The sequence below is a fragment of the Microcoleus sp. B9-D4 genome (assembly GCF_036705105.1).
Lineage (GTDB): Bacteria > Cyanobacteriota > Cyanobacteriia > Cyanobacteriales > Microcoleaceae > Microcoleus.
The window spans coordinates 108,154-132,509 of record NZ_JAUBTS010000010.1 but is presented as its reverse complement, the minus strand read 5'-3'; the positions used below and the strand labels follow the sequence as shown (position 1 = coordinate 132,509).

The following is a 24,356-nucleotide window of genomic DNA, read 5'->3' as shown; positions in this document are numbered from 1 at the left end:
TTAGATATCTATCTTGAACAACCTTACTTGCCTGGAAATAGAAGTCGCTCAAACAATGCTGAGGCTAGCAATGTTGGTGGGCTTAACACTTTTAATCGCCTTTTTTGTGGCCTCAGAACTAGCATTAGTATCAGCCGATCGCCATCAAATCCGCCAACTTGCCCACTCGGACGATCGCCCAACCGCTAAAACTGCCGAACTCGTCCACCAAGCTCAGAACAACATACCGCATTACCTGTCTGTGACTCAAACTGGCACAACAGCAGGGAGTTTGCTGTTGGGTTGGTTGGGTGAGGGAGCAACTGTACACTGGATCGAACCGTGGATCGACAAATTGCCGATCGGTCATTTGTCGGCCGTGCTGACTGCTCATTCGATCGCAGTTCCCGCAGCTTTTATCTTAGTAACTTACGTAGAAATAGTCTTAGGAGAACTAATCCCCAAAGTATTAGCAACCCACGCCCCAGAACGCACCGCTTTGCTGCTGATGCCAGCCCTCGAACTTTGCTCAAAATTACTGTGGCCGCTGCTAGCAATTCTCAACGGTACCGTGCGGCTGCTGACCGGTTGGATTACCAGTAAAGAGTCTCAACCGCTGATGTCACCTTCCCAGGCAACTTTCGTTCAAAAAGATGCTCATTCAGCACTAATTTCTGGTCTATGGGAAGTGACAGCAGTTAACGAAAAACTCGGCTTAAACCTGCCAACTAACCAAGCTTACGAAACCATCGCCGGATTCGTGATCCACAATTTAGGTAAAATGCCCACTCAAGGCGATCGGCTATTGTGGGGCGAGTTGGAAATAGAAGCAGAAAATGTAGTAGAAGGCAGTTTAGAAACAGTCCTACTGCGTCAGGTAACTCGCCCCTTATTTGAGCCGCAACATCCAGAACTCGTATTGAATTAATCCTAAATCAGGCTTAAATACTTCCTCGATCTATCTGTGTTAGGTTGTAATTAGTCGCTCAGTGCGACAACCTACCAGAAATCGGCAAATTGCATAAAGCACAGTTTATGAGGTGGATATGCTAAAAACACTTTGGGCTACTGTTAGACAAGGGAAAATTGAACTGCTGGAGTTATCAGAGTTACCCGAAGGGGCAAAAGTATTAGTAACACTCTTACCTGATGAAGAAGCTGAGTTTTGGCTTCAAGCCAGTCAAACATCACTAGATACAGTTTGGGATAATACTGAGGATGATGTCTATGCCCAGCTACTCTAAAAATGACCTAATTTTGGTTAGATATCCCTTTTCAGACTTGTCTAGTTCTAAGGTAAGACCAGCAATTGTTGTGAGTGCGCCGCACGTATCTCAAGACATTATGATTGTGCCATTGACAAGCAAAACTGCATCCTTACAGGAGGGTGAGTTCGTACTTGCTGAATGGTCAACAGCAGGGTTAAATGTGGCTACAGCAGTCAAGCGAGGTTTGTATACAGTGCAGGAAAGCTTGGTTGTAACGACAATTGGCAAATTAGCGGATTCTGATGCTGAGCGACTTGAGCAATCTCTTCGAGGTTGGTTAGGGTTGTAGTGCAGCTATACAGTATAATATTTCCTGTTTGTCGGGTTTCGCATAAGGAGGGCGATAGCTTATTATTTGATACTCTCAACCTCTATTGTGTTACTTGCGTAAGCCCTAAAGTAATCCATGTCGCACAAAAAGTTTGCGAAAAAAATCTTCTACAACTTGCTTTCCGGGATCTCCTTGTAGCTCGTAACCACCAAAACGATACACTTCATATCCGCTCAACTTTAATTCACGATCGGCTGCAACCATCTCAGCATAAAGCCGAGGACTTGCTGTGTCCTTATTTGCATAATGCTGCTTACCATCAACTTCAATAACCACGCGCTGTGAGTTAGGTAATAGTAAGAGAAAATCCATACGCTGTCGGGGTAGCACTTTCTGCCCATTGCGCTCACTAACTGTATAGGGGTCATAGTGCAAATAAATTTGAGGGATTAAAGCTGGTGGTTCCTGCATCAATGGATGGATTCTTTGAAAATAGCTATTAAACAATAAACGTTCAGGCTCAGACTCAAGTGAGTCAGATAATCGCTCACGTAAAGATTTCTCCGTTTCACTACTAATAGGATCTGTGTTAGTGAGTGCTGCCCACCATTGGACTAAATTAGACCAGGATAAACCTGATGATGGTACTGATTCTTCATAAACTAAGCAGTTTTTTTCATTTCGAGTAATCCGAATATCATTATTCACAGCATCAACCAAGACAATCTCTGGCTTATGCCCGTTTGAAGCAAATATCAAATTCTTAACTCGACTAGGTACACCTCCTTGTAGCCTAGTAGCTTTATAAACTGGACAACCAGACATCTGCTCTGTTGCATTTAGTCGATATCCATCATGGACTAAGTATGAATTGATGAGCTCAGCGTACTCCGCTTGAGTCTCAGAAGCTCGAACAATAGGGTGTATTACCTGCTCTAGGAAATGTAAAAAACGCTGATCTGGTAATTGAAGAATATCAAGACACCTGAAGAATAAATAGTCTTCCTCCCAATCATTGTTATTTACCATGTGTTGCCAGATATCACCAGCAGCATTTTCAAATCGACTATCTGTAGAGGGCATTTCTGACAAGTTCCAAGTCAGGTTTAAAAAATCAAAAAGTTCAAGCCTACCATAGATGTTCTTTCGTAAGAGAGCTTCAATAATATTTCGTCTAGTTAGTTCAGTAATCCGCATAATTCTAGCGAGTGAATTTACAAAATATTTTATTATAACAAGTATAAAAATCAGCTCTCTATTAAAAAAAATTATACAATACTTGGAAAAGTCGGTTTTACGATTAGCATCCTTACTGTTTGAGCGCTGAGGAGTGCCGTTAATCCCGCCATCAACTATTGCATTTGGGGTGGCCAGTGGAGCCCACTGACGATACCCCAGAGGACTAGAATTACCAGCATTGCCTTGAGCAGGCGATCGCCATAAATACGGACATCATTACTTGATCGATAAGTGCTGGTTCGCACTGTATTCGCTACACCCTTGCCACCGTTAATCATTAATTAGAGATATTTTACCAATAAACCCGATACAAACAGCGGCGCGATCGCACTTTTTCAAGCAACAGCAAGCTCGATCGCCCTTGAATCCCATTTCGATATCTTGTCGGGCGAGCCGCTGCCCGCCCTACGCGAGATCCCTTTACTTCACAGCAAGCTCGATCGCACCCCCAACCAACTGCTCGTAATCCGCCAACAACCACGGAGGCAAACAAGTATTCGCATCTTGAACCCGCAACTGTCCAGGGCGACAATACAGCATCGCCGCCAACAAATTATTTACAGCTTTAGGCGCTCCAAACCCTTTACTCAACTCAACAACCAACGAGTTAAAAAACTCGCGCTCGCTCTCATGCAGCGGCTCGTTAATAAACCCACTGCCCAACATTGCTTTGTAACCCTTACCAAAATCGCTCCGGTACAAAACTTCTACTTGTTCGCCGGAAACGCTCAGCCACAAATCGGCAATTTGCTTGCGAATATGCCGCAGATCTGCTATTACCAATTCAGCCGTCGGGTCGATTTCATAGAGATTGACGGCAGCAATTAATTGATTGAGAAACTGTGGCAGATAATTTTGTTTGACAAGTGGTTGTTCTGTTGTCGTAAATGCGCTTTCAAACACCTTTTCGTAATCTTCAACCAACCACTGCGGCAAGCGGGTGCGAGCATCGGGAACCCGCATTTTTCCGGGTACAAAATACAGCATCGCCCCCAGCAGAGCATTGATAGCTTGAGGCTGCACCAACCCTTTGCTAATTTCGGTCAATTTATGCAAAAACTGCTGTTCGGCTTCCGTCATCGATTCTGCTTGCAAGCCGCAGCTAAGTATTGCTTGATATCCCTTGCGAACCTCTCCTCGGTATAAAGTTTCGAGTTTCTCTGAAGGAACAGTCAGCCAAAAATCAGCCATTTGTTTTCTGATTTGGCGAAGTTCCAAAACAACAGATTCGTCTGACGGATCGATGCGGTAAAGATTGACGCATCCTAACAGTTGATTGGCAAATTGTGGCGATTGAATGTATTGAGCTAGCAAGTCAGAAGTTGACTCAGAATTGACGGTGGCTTCCGTCTCAAAAACTTGTTCGTAATCCACAATTAACCAGTGTGGCAAACGGTTGCGAGCGTCGGGAATTCGCATGGTTTCCGGCGGGAAATACAGCATCGCCGCCAGCAAGGCGTTGACAGCTTTGGGATGCACTAATCCTTTGCTAATCTGGGTTAATTGCTGCAAAAACATTTGTTCGCTTTCCATCATCGCTTGACGTTGAAAGCCGCTCTTGAGCAGGATTTTATAGCTGTTACCTGAAGCGCTTTTGTAGGCGGTTTCGAGGTTTTCGGCGGGAACGTTCAGCCAAAAATCAGCGATTTGTTTGCGGATTTGACGCAGTTCGGATATTGCTGAGATGTTTGATGAGTTTCTCTGATAAAGGTTAACGGTGTTCGAGAGAATCTCGTCAAAATCTGGCTGCTTGGGAATGCTATCCTGTAAGTTGCGCGATGCTTCCAGGTGGCTGGTTTGCCAGTTGCCAAAGAGTTCTTGGAATAATTTGCCGATCGCCCCAGAGTATGCCACACTGTCAAAACAGCGCGGATTGCCTTGCATTTTCTGCTGAATTTCCTGGCGTTTTTGCTGCCGCAATTGCGGGTTAGTGCCGAGGGTAACGGCTAGCTGAATGTAAGATGCTTCGTCATACGCAATTAAATCAGACATTTGCAGTTCCCGCAGCATCGCCGAACCTTGGCGGAACCGCAAAGCATTTCCTTCCACAACCACCGCCGGCAATCCTACTTGCAAAGGATCAATTAACGATGTTGCCCCAGCATAAGGATAGGAATCGAGATAAACATCTGCTAGCTGCAAAAATTCTTTCACATCCGCGCGACTAGGCAGTTGTTTTACGAACCGCAAGCGGTTGTTATTGACGCCGTATTTAGCGCAGACAGCGTTCAGATTGTTAACAAAAGGTGTGGCCGGATAAGTGCGAGTCCAAGCCGGCCCGAAGGGATATAAAATCAAGATTGAATCGGGTACAGCAGCTAGAATCTTTACCCAACTCTCCCTCAACTCCGGCAGAATTTTGTAGAAGTTGGCGCCGGAGATAAAAACTGTTGTATTGTCGGAAATCCCCAGACTTTGGCGGGTAGGTTTAACTGTAGCAACTTCCGATTCTGTTGCGTATGTGAAACAAAAACCGCTGCCTTCGAGAACAGCCAACTGTTCGCGATATTGTTCTTGATAACTAGCATCCGGCGCGGTAAATTGACCTGCGATGTAGTAATCCATGTGCCGGATTCCCGTGGTAGTCGGGGAACAGAAAGATGTAGTTTGTACCCGCGCTAAACGGTGGATTGCTAGTGAAGTCAGCGGTTTGTTAATAGCTGTTAAATTCGTACCGAAAAACAGGATATCTAAGTCGTCGGCGCGGATTGTTTGGACTTGCGATGCAAAGTCTTTCGGGAGTGAAACCAGTTTGTCGGCGCGACTTTGGCAGTATTGTTCTAATCGGTGGCCGCTGGTGTTGAGCGCGTACAGGTAAATCTCGAACTCGTTGCGGTTTAAATGCTCGAAAACCGGGATGGTAGCGAAGGTTTCGGTTTGCGGCGCGAAATGGTCGTTGATGATGCCGACGCGGATTTTTGTCCGATTTGGCGATCGCGACGGGAAGATACAATCAATTGAACAGCCGCGATTTTTGAGCGAAAACTCAATAATTTCCGCCCGTTTGGTGTAAATATCGCGTAGGTTTGCCGTGGTAAAGTACAGCGGGATAAAGTTCGCAACTTGCGCGAACAACAAAGCAATATTCTGCCACAGTGGCGACTCGGCATTTTTGAACAAATTAGTATGTAAGTAATCAATCCAGCCTTGGATGAATTGATAGTAAGTGTCTGCTTCTCCTCTGGTTTGAAATACGTTCGGACAAGTAAACATGAATTTGAGATATTCGTTGGCGAACCAATTAGGCACTGTAGCGCGATCGTACTTGAGCGGCAATTGGTCTGCCCGTCGGTACAGCATGGCTGCGAGCAGGTAATTGATGGCTTTTGGCTCGTTAAATCCTTTCGCCACATTTGCGACTAATTCGCTCACAAAAGTCTCTTCTGTATCCGTTAGCGGTTCATATCTAATGTCGCTGGCCAGCAGCGCTTGGTGCTGTTTGCCGACATCGCCTGCAAAGGCACTTGCAACTTGTTCGGCTGGTAAATTAAGCCAGATATCAGCAATTTGTTTGCGGGTAGGTTGACTGTTGACCGAAGCTGATTCGTTACTTGAGTCTTTTTGTTGCTGATTGACTGAGCTTGAAAATCCGGTAGAAGGTTGATGAGATTCACCAAGCAATAGTAGTGAAACTAATGCCTCTTTTAGTTGGGCAGATTGACTGCACTTTAGTCCCTCTCGAATTTGAGCGATCGCACCCTCCGAGTCTCCGTCTGTCAGGAGTTTCTTGGCTGTATTTAAGGCATACAAAGCATAATGTTCTCTGGCTTGATTCGATAACTTATCTGCGATCGCGCTTGGCAAGTAGGATTGAGAAATCTCGATCGATCTTCGCACGTCAGCTATTAGTCCGCCTGATTTGAGCAAGCGAGTATTGTCTGACGAAGAATGTTGGCGATACCAAGCTAGCGGTTCAGGTTCGTACCAAATCGGATAATGCACTGCAATTCGCTTCCACATCTCCCAATCAGAAGCAGCACCAGCTTGAGGGCAGAAACCGCCCAGATTTTCGTAAACGCTGCGTTTAACTGCAATAGGAGAAGCTTGCAGCCGACACATAACAATAATCTGTTCTAACCAATCACTAAGTATCCCTGGAGTTTCTCTTTCTAACCAAGATACCCAACGCTGATTTCCTGCTTCGTCTGTATAAATGTGGCGGCAAAAAGCTGCACCAACGCTCGGTTCTTTTTCTATACCTTCTCGCAAGCGGCTGTAAAAACCAGGTAATACAACATCGTCGTCGTGCAAAATATGAACCCACTGACCCTGCGATCGTTGAATGCAGAGATTAAAGATAGCAGTTTGGCCGATATCTTGCTCTGGATGTCGATAAAAATTAACTCGTCCACCACCTACAGCTTTAACAATTGCCTCCATTTCATCTTGGATAGATTGGTTCGAGCAATCGTTAACAACTTCAATCTGCATTTCCTCAGAACTTGGAGCCTGTTGCAAGACGCTTTTTAACGCTTGCTCTAAATATTTTACCCGGTTGTATGTCGGAATCATTACAGACCAAAAAGGTCGGCAAATATTGGTAGGGACAGGGTTAATTTCGGGAAACCCTGTGGATAGAGTCTGAACTGCACCAGGGATGGTACTCTTTTCGGGCGATCGCTTTGAACTGAGTGCAGTAGCAGTTTGCATCAAGGCTGCTTCCATAGTATTAGCCATTTTTGACCAAGAAAATTGTTTGGAGCGTTCTAAACCGGCCGCAATCAGGGCTGAGCGAATTTCAGGCTTTTGGACTTCGCCCAGAGCCTTCACGAGCCCGCCAACGTCATTGTAATTGACATATAGCGCTGCCGATCCTGCTACTTCGGGAATAGACGCATTTGGGCAAGTAATAGTTGGACACCCGCAGGCCATTGCCTCAAGTACGGGGAGTCCAAAGCCTTCATAGGCGGAAGGATAAACAAATGCTACAGCGCCCGAATAAGCACACCTCAACTGCTCGTCGCTCAGCCTCAAGAGGTGAACCTTAGTTTCTTTGCTGTACGCTTTCAACTCCTCTTCTAAAGTAGGAACACCCCCAGTACAAACTATCTCAAATTCACTGCTGCTGTGAAATTGGGAAAATGCTTTAAAAAACAATAGTCCGTTTTTATAGCCCTTCCAGCCAATTCGCTCCCCAACTAAGAGAAAGTAGGGCTTTGCTATACCAAACTCATACTTAAAGACCTCAATTTCTGCGGGACTAGCAGGCGAAAAATTATTTTTAATTCCACAGTGAGCGACCGTTATGGAAGCGGGAGCAATGTGCGGAAAAAACCTTACTAAATCGCGTGATGTATTTTCGGAAATCGTGATGTATGCCGATGCGTGGCGGATGGCAGTATGCTTTTCTATCCACAGGTGATTATCTAAATCCTGTCCCACTACCTCTGGAATCATGTCATATCCCATGAAAATAGAGGGCGTTGATACGGGCGTAGTGTAATAGGTGGAGATAAACAAATCTGCCCTTTCTTCATCGCAGATTTGCTGTAGCATTTGGCGTTCTGCATCGCTTTTCGCGTAGTTGTATGGCGGCACAGTTCGATACTGAATGCCTGGAATTTTAGGAGCAGTTCCAGCGCGATCGAGAACTATGATATGTTTAGCAAAACCATTAGCAGCCCATTCTCCCAGCACCGATTTCCAGACGCTAGCTATTCCTGTATTATTTAACTGGAAAAATACGCCGTCTACAATAAAAATTGGTTTGACAACCGATGGGAGGCGCTGAGCAGTTTCAATCATCTGTTTCAGGCGTTCCACTAACACCTGTCTCGAAAAATTTTTAGCAATAGTCTCCCGCGCCGCCTGTCCCAATTGGCGGCAGAGCTGCGGATTGCGAAATAGTTGAATTGTATACTCAGCAAATTCTGCCGCATTGTTAGCAATCAAGCCATTGACGCCGTGTTCAATGGGAGAGCTGTGCGCCACATTTCGCAAGACAATAACTGGTAAGCCGTGCGCCATTGCTTCTACAATTTTCACCTGCTGTCCTGTACCGCCAATCAGCGGACACAAGGCGAATCGGCTTTCTGTATACAATGGCTTGAGATCGGGAACGAAGCCTAGTAACTGAACTCCTTCCAGTGCAACCAAACGCTTGCAACCAGTGCCTACCACTTGTAGGCTAAATTCTGGAAGTTGCGATCGCACCAGAGGCAACACCTTGGCGGCAAAATACAAGTACCCTTGCACGTTAAAAGGGTTGTCTCCAATTGCAAACAGCGGAACACCTGTATAACTATTGTTCAGTGACTCCGCAGCAAACGTCATCGGAATGTACTCAACTTGAGTTCGATGCGCGTGTTTTCGCATAGCCTGTGCTTCGCGGGGAGCAATGGCGATCGCGCAATCATATTCGTCAAAAATCGCATACTCGTCAGCATCAGCATCAAGCTGTAGCTGAGAATAAAAATCCTCTTCTAATACTTTCGGATTTATTTGGTGTGGAGCGATCGGACTATTGCCAATATAGCGCCCTACAGCTTGCCGCATTTTAAAATTGAGAGTAAACAAATCGATCGTATCTATAATCGTGACTGCTGACTTAAACTCATCACCAATTGCCAGTTTTCCCCAAAGCGAGTAATTGGTTACAACAACCTGTGGCAACAAAGCGGCAAAAACCTGGCGAAAACTGTCGCGCAATCCCGGCGGAGTATAAATTTCCCAGTTGAAAGCACCTCGACTGCGAGCGTTGATTTGCGCCATATATTGTCGATCGGCTTGGCTGCAGGGAGCAACCACAACTTTCACGCCAAATTTATTTTGCAAGTCATTAATGCTGCTAGCTTCCCAAGGATTATCTGCAAACGCGGGATAACTGAACAGGGTAATGTCGTACCCCAATTCTTTGAGCGCCTCCAGCATTTCCATACATCTTTTGTGAGCGCCTGTTTGGGGAGGATAAGGATTGTGCGGGAAAAAGACCAGAGCTTTTTTATCTTTGCTTTCCTCAGCAGCGTTGCCCGCACTTACTTCTTGCAATAGAGATAAATTCCTCTCTCTGGGAGCGCTCTTGGGCTTGGTGAGCATTGCTACAAACCGAACATAACAAGATTCATCGACTTGTTGAGCATTTTTAATTCTGTAAATTTTGAGGCTAATACCATTTAAGTTATTAGCAATTCTCGCAATCAAATGTTCGGGATCGTAGAATCGACCGTGACGATTTTGCCAGCCTGATGCACAGTAAATTACAGCATCGTCTTCAAATTTAACTCCTTGCGACACTGAAATCACAGGATCGGTCTGAATCGCGTACTCTTCAGCAAGATAAAGAGGCAAAATACAAACAGCACCTCCTGGCTTTAGGATGCGAGCTGCTTCCTGCACAAAGCCAATGTCTGAATCGCCTTCAAAATGCTCAAACGAGCAGTGGAGGGCCATTTTTGTAGCAAATTCATTCGGTACCGGCATATTGGCCGCATCCCCCCCAATTGTTTCTCCATTCAATCCAGGTGGGTAATCAAGGTATTGTCGATATACCTTTGTTCCAAAAAGTCGATTATATATTGCTGGGACTGGGCTGCGCTGGCTAGCAATATCAATGTATATGTCATCGCTATTCAATTGCAATAGCTGCGCTGCTATGTAGTGTTCTAAAGATTTTTCATGGATATTTGAAAGATAGTAGTGCGGGAAATCTTCTCGATAACGTGCAGCTTGAAAATATCGCTGATATTCTGCTACATCAATCTCGTAATCTTCTAACTGAATTCCTAACTGGCGGAGCCGTTGAGAAATATTCTCTTCTGTGCCGACATCATAGGATATAGCTGTTCTTTTCTTCGGTTCTCGAATCCGAGCATAATAGGCATCAAACTCTGAAGTTAGCAGAGAAACTTGTGTAGGTATCATAGTTATTTCATGGTAAATTTTAGGCTCTATTTCTTTGCGGAGTTCCAGCGCGAACACGCCTTCGATGAACTCGCGCAGTTGTTGAGGCGAGGCCGGGATTTCAGGTGGTGACTGATGTTCTTTAAAAATGCGCGATCGCCAGTCCAAGTTTTGAAAACATAAAGTCTCAATAAATTCCTTCCGAATCCTACACTTGGTTACTTCCTCCAGCTTTGAATCAAGTACAACTTTTAGTAGCTCCCGTGCTAAAAAGGTATAAGGCTGTTCTGGTTCTCGATCGCATTGAAGCGGATCGATATCCTTCATGTATTCCTGAGCTTCCTTGGGCTTTTCTGGGATGCGGTAATAAAATAACCTTTCGGGAACTTTAACAAATTCGCCCAACAGCAATAATTCCAATAATAAAATTACATCAGTACCATATTTTTCAAGGAATAAGTTTGTTTTTTTTAAACTCTCTGAGCGAATGACACCGTAAATTGCGAACCAACCAACACGCGAGATGAGCTGATGCACTCGCTCTGAAAGAGTCATCCCTAAAGTTTCTAAATTCCGAAACGATAGAGTCCAATCATATCTGACGCTACCCTCTTCATTAAGGAACGTAATTTCGCTGCAACAAAGGACTGCGGAATGATTATCCTCTAGCTGGGCTACGCACCTGCTGATATAGGTTTTCTCCCACAAATCATCGTGGGCTGCCCACATAAAGTATTTGCCCAATGACTGTTGAAAGGTGCGGTTAAAGTTCTTTGCTGAACCTAAGTTAGTAGCATTTCTGTAATAGTGAATATTTTGATATATAGCTGCATACTCCTGACAAATCTGAGGGGTTCTATCGGTAGAGGCATTATCTGATATAATAATCTTAAAATTTTCATAATCCTGTGCTAAAAGGGAATCTAGGGCAAGCCTTATGTAACGCTCGCCATTGTAAACTGGCATCCCAATGCTCACTAGGGGTTTGTTGTCAACCATGCTTAGTTACTCTACTGTGTGGTTCAAGGAGTTATTGGAAAAAATGGGATATCGCCCTTGGACTTCAGGCGAGGAATGAGCTTACTCGATTTATACGTCGGAGCTAGCCGCCAAACAGAAATATTTGGAGCTGAATTTACTCCTAAGCTAGTTTTTTTCAGCAAATAGCACAATTAATATCATATTGCTGATACTTTTAATCCAGACCATCTCCGACAACCTGAGAGAATCCAAATATAGCACACTCATCAGACACGTCTGAGAGTATGGTGGTATCCCACAAAGCTTTAAGGAAAATCCCTAAAGCGCCATTAAAATCACGGGGTATTTCACGAACACAATTGGGGCATTTAAAAGTTTTAGAGCCACCCAACTTTTTATGAATATGACCACATTTTGTACAAGTTTTGGAGGTATATTCCTCAGTTACTCTAACCAATCTCGAACCGTAACGATTACAGAGATGCTCTAAGGTTTGTGAGAACTGATAGAAAGCCCAAGTCATCATTGCTCTTGCCGACTTAGAATTAAGTTGGCGACTTCCTCTTGCCACCATCTCAGAAGTCTCAAAGTGTGGCAAGTAAATGACATCGTAATTACGCGCCAAGTAACTTCCTACTTGTTTGTGAGCTTCTGAGCGCAAGTTTTTGATTTTAGTTCTTATTTTCTCCATTGCTTGCTTTAGTCGGTAACGCAATCGGGAAAATACCGAACCTTTCAATTTGTCACGCTTGGATTGAATTTTATCTAAATGCTGACACAATCTAGCAATTCGTCCCAAGTCATGTTTCCCAAATTCAGTGAAATAATTGCCATCAAACCCGGTCAAAAAACAGCGCAGTCCTGGATCGAGTGCGATGGTCTTGCCACCATTTCTCGATGCTGGAACGTCCATCTCTACAGGCATATTCACAAACCAACGTCCTTTATTGTAAGTGACTTCTACAGCTTTGTCGTAATTGATTAAGCAAAAATCTTGCCCAGTCCAAAGAGGTTTTTCTAAACCCTTGCTAGCGTTAGCCATGAGATGACCGTTCTTATAATCACCCGGGTCAAACTGAATGGTCTGTTTTTGGGATCGAATCGACCTGAATTTGGCTAGTCTTAGTCCAGCTAAAGGATTGATTTTCGCCTTTTTCCCTTTACCTATGTGAGTTGGTTGTTTGTCAGTTTTCTTCCAAGCTGTATAAGCCTCGAAGAGGGCGTTATCTAAGCCATGAGCTATTCCTAGCTCTTTGCACCATTCAGGGATTATCTCGTAACCCAAAGTTTTACAGAAACTCCGAAATGCTTGCTTCCCAGAAGTTTTCAAAACTGGCTGATTAGTCTTTTTGTCAACAGTGTAATAGGTAAACTTTCCTTGATGTTGGTTGAGGTAAGAAATTGCGTTATTGTAAACTTTGCGATTGGCATGAATTCTCAACATCCAGATTTTCTTGGTTTCCCCCTTTGGGTACACTCGGTAGGTCAGAGTCTTCAATGATTTGCTTTTTGTACTTTCTGAGTCCGTACAATCGACAACTGAAGACATGGATGATTGCGAGTATGTCTTGAACCCTTTCTCTTTCTGGACTAAGTGTGCAATTGTTGAGAACCAGAATTTTACATCCGCCCCGCCCCGCAAACCATGAGATAAGATCGAACCCGAATCGACACAATTTATCTTTTGAGGCAATGACAACCATTCCGATGTCGCCTGTGTAAATGTGTTCCAGTAGGGCGATAAGACCTTTCCGTTTGAAATTGAGGCCGCTCCCGATGTCTTGGATAATTTCACATCCGGGGTAGCGAGACAGAAGAAAGTCAGTCTGTCGTAGAAGGTCGGCTTTTTGACTTCGACTGCTAACTCTGGCGTAGAGGATGGTTGGTTTAGTAGATGGAATATTGACAACTGAGTCACAGTCGTATCGTCGCTGTCCTGATGGTGTTCTGTACGCTTTGATTTTCCCTTCTTTTTCCCACCGCTCAAGGGTTTTTGAACATACTCCAAGTCGTTGAATAGCAATTCTTGGTGGTACATATTTGGCCATATTAGGTTTATTTTACGTGAACCACTCTCTCCTACACCGATTATCTGACTTATTAGGGAAATGTCTAAGAAAATATCGTCCTAGGGATTACTCTACTCTATCTCAGTCATCGGCATATTCGGAGAGCGAGGATTTGGATATATTTGCAACCCTCTGGGATCGACAATCAAATCGAGCGTCTCCATCACAATAGCACCGAGTAAAGCATACTTTTTCCCAGGTTGGACGAGATCCCTTCAAACCAACCTTTCCTACCGCACACTTCCACTTCCACCCCACCAACAATATCTCTTTGGGCCGTCTCCTCGTTAGCATACTTAACTATCTGCTTCCTAATCTTAGGGAAGTTAAACTGTGCAGCAGTTGATTCTGGCAAAACCAACATCGTCGCTCCTGTATCTACTTTTGCCTCCAGTTCCACTATCTCGCTGTCAGTCAAAAAATTTCTAATTTTTAAGGTAGTGTAGGTAATTCCCATCGCTGCTCACTGCTTGGTTTCTACTAGATTAACTGAAAATTGCCCGCCGATCGCCGAAAACCTTGTGGGCTAGGGGGCGCCAAGTCTTGACAAAAATCATTTAATATTGTATCGATAACAGCAAATTCACAGACCGATGAGAAGTTCTGTTCCCGCGACCTCAGACCGCCACAGCATGGCCGGGATTCCTCACCACACAAAAACAAGTTACAATTACGTTAAGATTGATGAACATAAATAAAAATTCCCAAATCACAGGGACTAAAAATTAGGAGGATCGACCTCGGTGAATAAACGGTGGAGAAACGCTGGCCTGTACGCACTGCTGGCTATTGTAGTCATTGCCTTAGCAACGGCTTTTTTTGACAAACAGCCCCCAAGCCGCGAAGTTTGGAAGTACAGTCAATTCATTCAGGAAGTCGAAGGCAAGAGAGTAGACAAAATAAATATCAGTTCCGATCGCAGCAAAGCCCTGGTCACAGCCCAGGACGGCAACAAGGTACTCGTTAACCTGCCCAACGACCCCGAACTGATCAACATCCTGACCAAGAATAACGTAGATATTTCAGTTCTGCCCCAAAGCGACGAAGGCTTCTGGGTAAAAGCCCTCAGCAGCCTGTTCTTCCCAATTCTGCTTTTGGTCGGACTGTTTTTCCTGGTGCGGCGCGCGCAAAACGGGCCCGGCAACCAAGCCATGAACTTCGGCAAATCCAAAGCTAGAGTCCAAATGGAGCCACAAACTCAGGTGACTTTCGGCGACGTGGCCGGCATCGAACAAGCCAAGCTAGAGCTCGCAGAAGTCGTGGACTTCCTGAAAAATGCAGACCGCTTCACCGCAGTCGGAGCAAAAATCCCCAAAGGCGTGCTGCTGGTGGGCCCTCCCGGAACAGGCAAAACCCTGCTGGCAAAAGCAGTGGCTGGAGAAGCCGGCGTTCCCTTCTTCTCGATTTCCGGTTCAGAATTTGTGGAAATGTTCGTGGGTGTCGGTGCTTCCCGCGTCCGCGACTTGTTTGAACAAGCTAAATCGAACGCTCCGTGTATCGTATTTATCGATGAAATTGACGCAGTAGGCCGCCAGCGGGGCGCTGGTTTGGGCGGTGGTAACGACGAACGGGAACAAACCCTGAACCAGTTGCTGACGGAAATGGACGGCTTTGAGGGCAATACTGGCATCATTTTAATTGCTGCCACGAACCGCCCCGACGTGCTCGATGCCGCGCTGCTGCGTCCGGGTCGCTTCGATCGCCAAGTTGTAGTCGATCGCCCCGACTTCGGAGGCCGCCTAGAAATTCTCAACGTTCACGCCCGCGGCAAAACTTTGTCAAAAGACGTGGACTTGGAAAAAATCGCCCGCCGGACACCCGGTTTCACCGGTGCGGATTTGTCCAACCTACTCAACGAAGCAGCAATTTTAGCCGCCCGCCGCAACTTGACCGAAGTCTCGATGGATGAAGTCAACGATGCGATCGACCGCGTGCTCGCAGGCCCGGAAAAGAAAGACCGCGTGATGAGCGAAAAGCGCAAAACCTTAGTAGCTTACCACGAAGCAGGTCACGCTTTAGTCGGCGCGCTGATGCCCGATTATGACCCCGTGCAGAAAATTAGCATTATCCCCCGCGGCCGCGCTGGCGGTTTGACTTGGTTCACACCCAGCGAAGATCGGATGGATTCTGGCTTGTATTCTCGGTCTTACTTGCAAAATCAAATGGCGGTAGCTTTGGGCGGCCGCATTGCTGAAGAAATTGTCTTCGGCGAGGAAGAAGTAACGACTGGGGCGTCGAACGACTTGCAGCAAGTGGCAAGAGTAGCGCGGCAAATGGTGACTCGCTTCGGAATGAGCGATCGGCTAGGCCCTGTAGCTCTCGGTCGCCAACAAGGCAATATGTTCATGGGTCGCGATATCATGGCTGAACGGGATTTCTCTGAAGAAACCGCAGCGACGATCGACGATGAAGTGCGTTTGTTGGTAGAACAAGCTTACCGTCGCGCTAAAGATGTACTCGTCGGCAACCGCCACGTCCTTAATGCTTTGGCAGATATGCTAGTTGAAAAGGAAACTGTGGATGCTGATGAATTGCAAAATTTGTTAGCTAATAGCGATGTGAAAATGGCGACGATCGCCTAATCAATTTTGGATTGGGGATTTTGGATTTTAGATTAAATCTAAAGTTTGAAATCAATAATTGGGGTGATTCTGGGATTGTCTGGAATCGCCCCGATTTTTTTATGGGTTAAGTGCGAGCGATTTTAGATTTTAAATTTGGGATTTTAGATTTAATCTAAAGAATGATATTATTTCCGGTCGCTTCGCCCGAAATCAGGTAGGGGCGGGTTCACCAATAATATCGGCCAATAATTGACAATCTCAAAAACCCGCCCGGCCGGGATATTATGGTCAATCGATCGGACATGATATCAGACATTCAGCATACCTTTTTCCAGCAGCTAGCGCTTAACTTCTTCCCAGGGAACTCTTGGTTCATCTTTTCTAGATTCAATAATCAGACAGTCGTAAACATCCTCCCAGATAAGCTGTCACGCATTTAAATTGCATATTCAGGGCGGGCTAGACGGCCCACCCCACAAAGCTTAGATTATTTTTTGACATTCAATTAAAATGCACAACAGCTTATCGTCTGGGTACTGGAAGTCAAGCAGCACCACGACTTTTTAGCCTTGAGACTCAACTAATATCAAATCCGTTGGCATCGTCCTGTATTCATCTCTCTCTTCCCTTTCTCTGTATCCTCTGTGTCAAGAGCGGTTTCATCATTCCGATACAACAGGAATTGATATAAAAACAGAAAGTCTGTCGGTTCGCCGCATTCAGCCAGCACGTCAGCTCAAAAATCTCTGTGGTTTTTGAGGTCAACAATTGCAGCGGTTTTGTTGCCTAGGTTGTCCGTTAAAAATTGAACGCCGCACATATTGTAATTTGCCATATATCGAAGTTAGCAACCTGTATTAAAATTATAGGCGAGTCAGAATGATATGAGTTTCAAATTTGGGATCTGCCCAATTTAAAATCCTTCGACTGAGCACGCCGAATTCTAAAATCTAAAATCTAAAATCTAAAATTGTATGAATCATCAATCTTGGTTGACACTACTAAAAAAACACCGCGCGATCGCCGTCATTCGTTCCTCCGAAAAAGAACTCGCTCGGCAGATGGCATCATCGGTAGCAGCAGGCGGAATCCAATTTATTGAAATTACTTGGAATACCCACAAAGCTGCTGAATTAATTGCCGAACTCCGATCCGAATTCCCAACTTTTAGTATTGGAACCGGCACTTTATTAAACTTAGAACAGTTGCAGCAAGCAATAGACTGCGGCGCTCAATTTCTGTTTACTCCGCACACCGATGTAGCGATGATTAAAACAGCAGTTGACGCCGGAGTGCCGATCGTCCCAGGTGCTTTTTCTCCCACGGAAATTGTAACCGCGTGGCAAGCAGGCGCTACCTGCGTTAAAGTGTTTCCGATATCGGCTTTGGGAGGCGCGGCTTACCTGAAAAGCCTGCAAGGCCCCCTGGGAAACATTCCTTTAATTCCCACTGGCGGGGTGACGCTGGAAAATGCGAAAGTATTTATTGACGCCGGGGCGATCGCCGTTGGTTTAGCCGGAGAGTTATTTCCTAAACACTTAGTGGAAAATGGAGATTGGCGGGCGATCGTCCAAATTGCACGAGATATTACCCAAAACTTAACAACTTGTTAAGCCCTGTTTCCCAATCCAACATTTCAAATCTACAATCTAAAATAGGACAAGCCCATCTAAAATCTAAAATCTAAAATCTAAAATAGTACGAGGTGTAAGGAATGAACAGGATTATTAACTCAACTTACTTCCGTCGCGCTGGAACTTTCTGTGCCGGCTGCGCCCTCACTTTTGCTACATTCTGCGGCGGTTCAATGACCGCATTTGCCAGCGAACAGCACAACACAATTGCCAATAAAATTATGCAGTTGCAGCAATCCAGCGAACGCTGGATTGAAATAGATTTGTCAAGACAAAGGTTAATAGCTTGGGAAGGAAATACACCCGTTTACGCGGTGATTATTTCCAGCGGCAAATCAGCGACTCCCACCCGCACGGGAACCTTTGCCGTTGAAACCAAACACCGCGTTACGAGAATGACTGGGCCGGACTACGACGTGCCCGACGTTCCCTATACAATGTATTACGACGGAGGCATGGCAATTCACGGCGCTTACTGGCACAATTTGTTTGGCAATCCCGTTACTCATGGCTGCACCAATGTAGCTGTCAATCACGCTAAATGGCTATTTGAATGGGCCTCGGTGGGAACACCCGTGGTGGTGCACAAATCTCAGGTTTAGGGAATTGGGAATTGGGCATCGGGCATGGGGCATAGTCGAACATTATTAGAACTTATGCACCGGTGGTCAGAAACCGGGTTTTTTTGCGAAATACTGCGTTACAGCCCTAGATTCGGTCAAACACTCGGTTTCTTCGATCGGAGTTCATCAGTTCGGGTTTTTTTAGCTTGCTTACTTCATTACTGCCTTCAAGCACAATCCCAATTATATAAAACCTCACTAAAATCTAATTCTCTGAGTGCTGATTCATCAATAAAAAAGTTACCTACACCAGTGTCTCCCCACATGATATCTACTGTCTCATTGCAATCGGTATCCATTTGCAATAAAAGAATGTCTAGCTTGTGTTTTTGCTCGGAGTTACTACGATATTTTCTTACGTCCTCTTGTGTAAAATCAGGATAACCACCTATTTTATGACCAACGGATTGCGATATTTCTAGGTACTCATCCCAAATTTCCTGGTTCATAAATAACTCATGGATTTCCCCGCCTAAAAGTTCGGTAAATTGGTAGTCATTGGTACTAATCGGCGCATATTTTTTAGTAAATTGCAAGTTGCAGCAGCCATGCACGGGAAAATATTCTGGTTCCGGCAAAAAATCATAATTGGTAATAATGTTTTCAACTTGGAAGTCGGGCTGAGGAAAATAGATTATTTTGAATTTGTCTTCGATTGTATGATTATCTGCATTAGCAGAATTGTCCAAATTTAAACCATATAGGTCATCGTCAGCTATATAGAACTGCAAAATTCCCCGATCGGGAAAACCATCTAAAGGCGGTATTTCATCAAAGTTGAGTTGCGCTAGCAAAAATAAATATTTACCGTCAGGAGTTTTTGGATACTCAAAGCTTTTAGGTAAATAAGGCAATCCCCCAAATTTACTCTGCCACCAATTAACCTCATCATTATTCTGGGTTTGAATTTCGATGTAAGGTTTAATGGTAGCTTCGATTCTGCAGCGATAGTTTTCTAGTTCGGGAGAGAGTGGAAATTCTAGTTTGTAGTTCATCTGCTTTTAACAATTTTTTTTTTAACGCAATCAGTAGGGTGCACCGAAGCGCACCTTACCTGTAAAACCTATTCCTAACTTAGCTGCACCACGGGTTTATCCTCTAACAAAGTTTCATTTGTCAGCAAATCTTCCACGGTAATTCGCAAAAACCTTTGTTCGTCAACGCGGAACAAAACTTTTATGCGATCGCTCCCTGGATACCCAGGCGGCGTCAATTGAGCGATACTGCGGGCTCCTTCTTTATCATTTAGAGGCTGTACCGATGTTTGACCCGCGAGTTGGCGAGTAATTAGCCTGTCGCCGTCAAAATATATCTCCGTGCCGCCAGTTTCCGCTCCCAATTCGCCGATAATTAATTCTATACTTGGCTGATTTTCTAAAGAAGCCCCCAAGACTAATTCTACCGGTTCGCTCATCGGATAAGACTGGCCCGATTTAATTAAACTGTGCCAACTGTGGCAATTGTCGCGGCGGTTCCAGTAGCGAATGCCGTAACTGTGATAGAGAAAATCTTTGATTTCTATGCCTTGACTCAGTTGCAGAGCACCTTGCGCGATCGCCTCAAAGGGTTTGTCGCAGCGAATTTTTGCCGACTCGAAATATTGCTGCACCCAACTCTGAACAGCGGGAATTTGGACAGTACCGCCAACTAGCAAAACTGCGTCGATGTCGCCAATTTCTAAGCCTTGGCGCCGCGCTTGCTGCAATACTTGATTCATGCACTCGTCTAGTTTGTCAAAAAACTGATGTTCCGCGAGGATAGATTCAAAACGAGTTCGGTCTAATTCTAATTCGTAAATCTCAAAATTTTCGTCATCAAAATAAACCTCAACTGCCTGATTCACTAAAGATAACTGAATCTTTAACCGTTCTGCCAATCTCGTTGTAATGGGAGATTTTGCCAGCCCTTTTGTTTGCACAAAATAGTCAACTAGCCAATTATCAATATCAGAACCGCCTAAATTTTGTCCGGCTTTAGCCAAAACCCGGGCAACTTTTGTTTTTTGCGCTGAAGATTCAGCTAATAGCTTTTCGCCCCACTTAAGAATAAAACCGAGGGGCTTTTTGTTGGAGGAAGCGTCCAAACGCACCAAAGAAAGATCGAGTGTGCCGCCTCCGAAATCAATGACTAACAGATTTTCGCGATCGGCTAAACCGTAACCCAAAGCAGCCGCCGTAGGTTCGTCCAACATCCGCACCTGTTCTACTTCCAGAGATTGAGACACTTTGCCCAACCAATGGCGGTAAGCTTCAAAACTATCTACAGGCACTGTAAAAATCAAAGAATCTACGGGCAAAGGCACTTCGCGAATTGAGTTTACAATTTGGCTCAAATACCACTCGCCTACTTGTTCAAAAGTAATTAGTTGCCCGTCAATTTCCGGCACAAAACCCTGAACAGAAGTGCCAATTCCCCGCTTAAAATTGCGAAAAAACCGAGAATCTCCACTCAAATCCAGGCCTTTGTCGCGGACTTGCTGACCGAGTATGACTTTACTTTGAGCAGCGTCCTCAACGTAGAGTAAACTGGGAATTAGGGGCGGATTTTGAGCCGAGATTGCCGACAATCCCGGTAATTTTAAAGTTTCGGGCTGCTGGAGGGCTTGATTCCAGCGAGCGACGACGGTGTTGCTAGTTCCAAAGTCAATTGCGATCGTCATTCAGCCAAAATACACAGCTACTAGGGATTAGATTATAATATGGTATTTGGAGCGGCAAAGACCAACATAATATTATGACTCAATCCACTTTCTTTGAAACCGAGAACGAAGAGCCTGTACAGGGAATTACTGAAATTGCAGTATGCGGCTACAAGTCTATTTACGAAGAGTGCCAGATTGAAGTGCGATCGCTGACAATTCTAGCCGGTGCCAACAGTTCTGGTAAGTCTAGCATCATGCAGCCACTATTGCTGATGAAGCAAACGCTAGAAGCCCCTTACGACCCCGGTGGTTTAAAACTTGACGGGCCTAATGTTAAATTTACATCAGCAGAACAGGTATTGTCTAAACTTTCTCCAGAAAAATACAGGGATGAGTTTTCTCTCAGGCTGAATATAGACACAGATAATTTTTTTATCAGCTTATTCAGAAAGCAGCCCAAGCACGGGCTTAAAGTTGTTAAAGCGACTTACTGTATTCCTAATTTCGATGGTGAAAATATTACTATTTTTCCAGGAATGCAGCATCAAGAATTGCTGAAAATTATTTCCGAATATCTGGCTGAAACTTACAATTTATTGTTAGATTATAACTCCTACGAAGAACCGCCATTATTGAGTGTGAGTAATGTCCGATGTTTTCTAGATTTGCAATTTGGCGACAGTCAGTTTGATTCACCCTATTCGGCGAATTTCCCCAAACATATTCGCCGCATCGTCCACGTTCCGGGGTTGAGAGGCAATCCAGGACGCACCTACAATACCGCAGGAGTTGGCAGTGAATTTCCGGGTCTTTTTGAAAATTATGTTGCTAGTATAGTTAATTACTGGCAAGAAACAAAAGACGATCGACTGATAAAATTGGGTCAAGCTTTAGAGTTATTAGAACTTAACTGGAAAGTTGAAGCCAGACAGATTAATGACGTACAAATTGAACTGCTAGTAGGTCGTTTATCCCGCAGCGGGAGTGCAAGCGATACTGTTAGTATTGCTGATGTTGGCTTGGGAGTATCGCAAACTTTGCCTGTTTTAGTTGCCTTGCTAGTAGCAGAACCAGGACAATTAGTTTATCTAGAACAGCCGGAAATTCACTTGCATCCTCGCGCTCAAGTTGCTTTAGCACAAATCTTAGTGGATGCTGCAAATAGAGGTGTGCGAGTAGTTCTAGAAACTCACAGCGAATTGCTGCTTTTAGCAGTTCAATCGTTAGTTGCCGAGGGTAAAATACTACCGGATTTAGTAAAACTTCACTGGTTTAAACGGCGCGACGAGGGTGTTACAGAAGTCAGCAGTGCCGATTTAGACGAGACGGGAGCTTTTGGAGATTGGCCTGAAGATTTGGGCGATGTTTCTTTGCATCTAGAAAACCGCTATTTGGATGCAGCAGAAGCTGTTTTGTGGAAGCGTTAACATGGCAGATAAAGTTTCTAAACGCCTGGTAATAGATGCTTCTGTTGCGCGTGCTGCTGGTGGAGAAGATGCAACCTATCCCATATCGGTTTACTGTCGGGATTTTCTCGAAGCTGTCTTGGATCTTTCTCACCGAGTTGTGATGACTCCAGATATTAGAGATGAGTGGAACAAACATCAATCAAAATCTGCTCGTATATGGCTGCGCCGGATGGTGGCCAAGAAGAAATTATGTCCCTGCGATATCGCGGTAGATAATGATTTGTGGTGTCAAGTAGAAGCAATAGCCGAGAGCGATAAAGAGCGGGAAGTAATGGTTAAAGATTTGCGGTTGGTGGAAGCTGCGATCGCTACCGATCGCACAGTAATTTCACTTGATGACACAGTGAGACAAAGTTTTGCTAAAGTAGCAGTAGATGTCGATCTGCTTAAAGATATTATATGGGTAAACCCAGGCAAAATAGCAGAAAAACCCCTTGATTGGCTGCAAAATGGTGCTGAACCTGAAAGAGAACGATCGCTCGGATTTCAGAAAGCACACAACTGAGTAGATTTAGAGTAATTCCAAGTTAGTAGGATCGTCCGTGCGATCGCCATTTTACCAATTTTTCGTTGCCACAAAGGCGCGCCACTTTAATAAGCGGCACAAAACTCATACCATTTTACATTTTAGATTAAAAAATTGGGAATGACTAACTGCATAAGGGTTGGGACTTTGGGCCTACAGTTGCATTGTTTATTGAAAGTGGTATAACCTGTCCGCCGCCGCCAAGCTTTTACCTTTGATATTAATCCTATTTTTAAAGGAAGCCTGCAAAATGCTGGATATGGGCGATCGCAAAACAGCACTATTGGCTCTAACACTACTTGTCCCTGCGGCTAGTATGGGTATCATAGCAGCCTTGTATATTGCCCCTGGAAGCTGGGGACAAACACTGTCTGTCTTTTGTCAAGTTTGGTTGCTAGTTTTTCCGATCGCGTGGTCTGTTTTTGTCGATCGCAAAAAGCTCAGTTTATCCCTGCCCAAGCCCCAAGAATTGCTGGCTGGAGCTATTTGGGGAATATTCATGTTTGCGGTAATTCTGGGTATCTATAGCCTTTTTGGCCAGCACTGGATCGATCCTGTAGTTGCTAAAGAAAAATCGTACCAATTAGGTATTAGCAGCCCTACTATTTACTTGATTGTAGAAGCATATTTTGTGCTAGTTAACTCACTGATAGAAGAATTTACTTGGCGGTGGTTTGTGTGCAACAAGTGCCAGATTCTCATACCGGGCACAAAAGCAATATTTCTGAGTTCGCTATTTTTCACCCTCCACCACATTTTTGTAATAGCAGCTTACAGCGACTGGCAGGCTGTGATATTAGGTTCCTTAGCTGTCTTCACTGCCGGGATAATTTGGTCGCACTCTTATGTGACTTACCGTTCGCTTTGGTCGAGTTATATCAGCCACGCGATCGCAGATTTGGCCTTGGCAATTATTGGTTGGCAAATCCTCTTTAACTAGCTGCTTTTTCAGCGACTATCATCGGCAATTATACAGTAAAAATTGACACTTTTCCCAACTCGTTCTCCCGACTAATATCTCCCCCCATCATCTGACAGAATTTCTGGGCGATTGCCCATCCCAAACCCGTACCGCCGTATCGGCGAGTAGTAGACTCGTCCGCTTGCCTAAAAGCTTGAAATACTCTCTCAATTTGCTCTGTATTCATTCCAATTCCAGTATCGCTGACTGTGAAACTAATCCATTCTTCAGCAGCCGGAATATCCGAACTGGGTTCTTGACTGATGCTGTGCAATAATCTAACCTTCATATC

Annotated in this window: 18 protein-coding genes; 9 read left to right on the top strand and 9 right to left on the bottom strand. The window is 44.7% G+C overall.

The window, feature by feature from the left end; all coding sequences use genetic code 11:
• Positions 1-13: 13 nt before the first annotated feature.
• From QUB24_RS08980 to QUB24_RS08970, 3 genes are all read left to right on the top strand, one after another.
• A complete protein-coding gene (locus QUB24_RS08980; RefSeq protein WP_333152583.1) occupies positions 14-907 on the top strand; it encodes a CNNM domain-containing protein in 894 nt (297 codons plus the stop codon).
• A gap of 118 nt (positions 908-1,025) precedes the next feature.
• The gene (locus QUB24_RS08975) at positions 1,026-1,223 is read left to right on the top strand and encodes a hypothetical protein (protein ID WP_293178791.1); all 198 of its coding nucleotides are present in this window, start codon (positions 1,026-1,028) and stop codon (positions 1,221-1,223) included.
• Complete coding sequence (locus QUB24_RS08970) at positions 1,207-1,536, top strand: type II toxin-antitoxin system PemK/MazF family toxin (RefSeq protein WP_333152581.1); 330 nt, start codon at positions 1,207-1,209, stop codon at positions 1,534-1,536. Before QUB24_RS08975 ends, QUB24_RS08970 begins: the two co-directional genes overlap by 17 nt.
• 105 nt (positions 1,537-1,641) lie before the next feature.
• Here QUB24_RS08970 and QUB24_RS08965 read toward each other — a convergent pair whose 3' ends face one another.
• The 6 genes from QUB24_RS08965 to QUB24_RS08940 all read right to left on the bottom strand — a co-directional run bounded on the left by QUB24_RS08965 (position 1,642) and on the right by QUB24_RS08940 (position 14,103).
• Positions 1,642-2,715 carry an AbiJ-related protein gene (locus QUB24_RS08965; RefSeq protein ID WP_333152579.1) on the bottom strand — a complete coding sequence of 358 codons (1,074 nt, stop codon included), beginning with the start codon at positions 2,713-2,715 and terminating at the stop codon, positions 1,642-1,644.
• Positions 2,716-2,870: 155 nt separating this feature from the next.
• On the bottom strand, positions 2,871-3,035 hold the full coding sequence (locus QUB24_RS08960; protein WP_333152577.1) for a hypothetical protein: 165 nt from the start codon (positions 3,033-3,035) through the stop codon (positions 2,871-2,873).
• Between the two features lie 142 nt (positions 3,036-3,177).
• Positions 3,178-11,595: a glycosyltransferase gene (locus tag QUB24_RS08955; protein ID WP_333152575.1), complete on the bottom strand. Its 8,418-nt coding sequence runs from the start codon at positions 11,593-11,595 to the stop codon at positions 3,178-3,180.
• 196 nt (positions 11,596-11,791) lie between these two features.
• A complete protein-coding gene (locus QUB24_RS08950; protein ID WP_333152574.1) occupies positions 11,792-13,021 on the bottom strand; it encodes a transposase in 1,230 nt (409 codons plus the stop codon).
• Positions 12,984-13,625 (bottom strand): IS607 family transposase, encoded by a 642-nt coding sequence (locus tag QUB24_RS08945; protein ID WP_333152572.1) that lies wholly within the window; start codon positions 13,623-13,625, stop codon positions 12,984-12,986. The genes QUB24_RS08950 and QUB24_RS08945 overlap by 38 nt, the downstream gene beginning before the upstream one ends.
• Positions 13,626-13,809: 184 nt before the next feature.
• Positions 13,810-14,103: a hypothetical protein gene (locus QUB24_RS08940; RefSeq protein WP_333152570.1), complete on the bottom strand. Its 294-nt coding sequence runs from the start codon at positions 14,101-14,103 to the stop codon at positions 13,810-13,812.
• Between the two features lie 286 nt (positions 14,104-14,389).
• On the opposite strand from QUB24_RS08940, the gene ftsH3 reads away from it, so the two are divergent.
• The 3 genes from ftsH3 to QUB24_RS08925 all read left to right on the top strand — a co-directional run bounded on the left by ftsH3 (position 14,390) and on the right by QUB24_RS08925 (position 18,446).
• Complete coding sequence (gene ftsH3 / locus QUB24_RS08935; protein ID WP_006633639.1) at positions 14,390-16,228, top strand: ATP-dependent zinc metalloprotease FtsH3; 1,839 nt, start codon at positions 14,390-14,392, stop codon at positions 16,226-16,228.
• 956 nt (positions 16,229-17,184) lie between these two features.
• Entirely contained in the window at positions 17,185-17,823 is a 639-nt protein-coding gene (locus QUB24_RS08930) for a bifunctional 4-hydroxy-2-oxoglutarate aldolase/2-dehydro-3-deoxy-phosphogluconate aldolase (RefSeq protein WP_333152567.1), read from the top strand.
• Between the two features lie 101 nt (positions 17,824-17,924).
• Positions 17,925-18,446, top strand: coding sequence for a L,D-transpeptidase (locus QUB24_RS08925; protein WP_333152565.1), 522 nt, complete (start codon positions 17,925-17,927; stop codon positions 18,444-18,446).
• 188 nt (positions 18,447-18,634) lie between these two features.
• On the opposite strand, the gene QUB24_RS08920 is transcribed toward QUB24_RS08925, so the two are convergent.
• Complete coding sequence (locus QUB24_RS08920) at positions 18,635-19,462, bottom strand: YwqG family protein (RefSeq protein WP_333152563.1); 828 nt, start codon at positions 19,460-19,462, stop codon at positions 18,635-18,637.
• A 74-nt stretch (positions 19,463-19,536) separates the two neighbouring features.
• The gene (locus QUB24_RS08915; RefSeq protein ID WP_333152561.1) at positions 19,537-21,126 is read right to left on the bottom strand and encodes an Hsp70 family protein; all 1,590 of its coding nucleotides are present in this window, start codon (positions 21,124-21,126) and stop codon (positions 19,537-19,539) included.
• A 74-nt stretch (positions 21,127-21,200) separates the two neighbouring features.
• Between QUB24_RS08915 and QUB24_RS08910 the strand changes: the two genes are divergently transcribed.
• The 3 genes from QUB24_RS08910 (at position 21,201) to QUB24_RS08900 (ending at position 24,043) form a co-directional block, all read left to right on the top strand.
• Positions 21,201-22,535, top strand: coding sequence for an AAA family ATPase (locus QUB24_RS08910; protein WP_333152559.1), 1,335 nt, complete (start codon positions 21,201-21,203; stop codon positions 22,533-22,535).
• A gap of 1 nt (position 22,536) precedes the next feature.
• Entirely contained in the window at positions 22,537-23,082 is a 546-nt protein-coding gene (locus QUB24_RS08905) for a hypothetical protein (RefSeq protein WP_333152557.1), read from the top strand.
• A gap of 271 nt (positions 23,083-23,353) precedes the next feature.
• The gene (locus QUB24_RS08900) at positions 23,354-24,043 is read left to right on the top strand and encodes a CPBP family intramembrane glutamic endopeptidase (protein ID WP_333152555.1); all 690 of its coding nucleotides are present in this window, start codon (positions 23,354-23,356) and stop codon (positions 24,041-24,043) included.
• 28 nt (positions 24,044-24,071) lie between these two features.
• Here QUB24_RS08900 and QUB24_RS08895 read toward each other — a convergent pair whose 3' ends face one another.
• Positions 24,072-24,353, bottom strand: coding sequence for an ATP-binding protein (locus QUB24_RS08895; protein ID WP_333152553.1), 282 nt, complete (start codon positions 24,351-24,353; stop codon positions 24,072-24,074).
• Positions 24,354-24,356: the final 3 nt, after the last annotated feature.

Coding starts and splice junctions, on each gene's coding strand:
- QUB24_RS08975 (WP_293178791.1), top strand. CDS start 1,026: ATGCTAAAAACACTTTGGGCTACTGTTAGACAAGGGAAAATTGAACTG.
- QUB24_RS08895 (WP_333152553.1), bottom strand. CDS start 24,353: ATGAAGGTTAGATTATTGCACAGCATCAGTCAAGAACCCAGTTCGGAT.
- QUB24_RS08920 (WP_333152563.1), bottom strand. CDS start 19,462: ATGAACTACAAACTAGAATTTCCACTCTCTCCCGAACTAGAAAACTAT.
- QUB24_RS08910 (WP_333152559.1), top strand. CDS start 21,201: ATGACTCAATCCACTTTCTTTGAAACCGAGAACGAAGAGCCTGTACAG.
- QUB24_RS08950 (WP_333152574.1), bottom strand. CDS start 13,021: ATGTTGAGAATTCATGCCAATCGCAAAGTTTACAATAACGCAATTTCT.
- QUB24_RS08945 (WP_333152572.1), bottom strand. CDS start 13,625: ATGGCCAAATATGTACCACCAAGAATTGCTATTCAACGACTTGGAGTA.
- QUB24_RS08970 (WP_333152581.1), top strand. CDS start 1,207: ATGCCCAGCTACTCTAAAAATGACCTAATTTTGGTTAGATATCCCTTT.
- QUB24_RS08900 (WP_333152555.1), top strand. CDS start 23,354: ATGCTGGATATGGGCGATCGCAAAACAGCACTATTGGCTCTAACACTA.
- QUB24_RS08960 (WP_333152577.1), bottom strand. CDS start 3,035: ATGATTAACGGTGGCAAGGGTGTAGCGAATACAGTGCGAACCAGCACT.
- QUB24_RS08925 (WP_333152565.1), top strand. CDS start 17,925: ATGAACAGGATTATTAACTCAACTTACTTCCGTCGCGCTGGAACTTTC.
- QUB24_RS08965 (WP_333152579.1), bottom strand. CDS start 2,715: ATGCGGATTACTGAACTAACTAGACGAAATATTATTGAAGCTCTCTTA.
- QUB24_RS08930 (WP_333152567.1), top strand. CDS start 17,185: ATGAATCATCAATCTTGGTTGACACTACTAAAAAAACACCGCGCGATC.
- QUB24_RS08905 (WP_333152557.1), top strand. CDS start 22,537: ATGGCAGATAAAGTTTCTAAACGCCTGGTAATAGATGCTTCTGTTGCG.
- QUB24_RS08955 (WP_333152575.1), bottom strand. CDS start 11,595: ATGGTTGACAACAAACCCCTAGTGAGCATTGGGATGCCAGTTTACAAT.
- QUB24_RS08940 (WP_333152570.1), bottom strand. CDS start 14,103: ATGGGAATTACCTACACTACCTTAAAAATTAGAAATTTTTTGACTGAC.
- QUB24_RS08915 (WP_333152561.1), bottom strand. CDS start 21,126: ATGACGATCGCAATTGACTTTGGAACTAGCAACACCGTCGTCGCTCGC.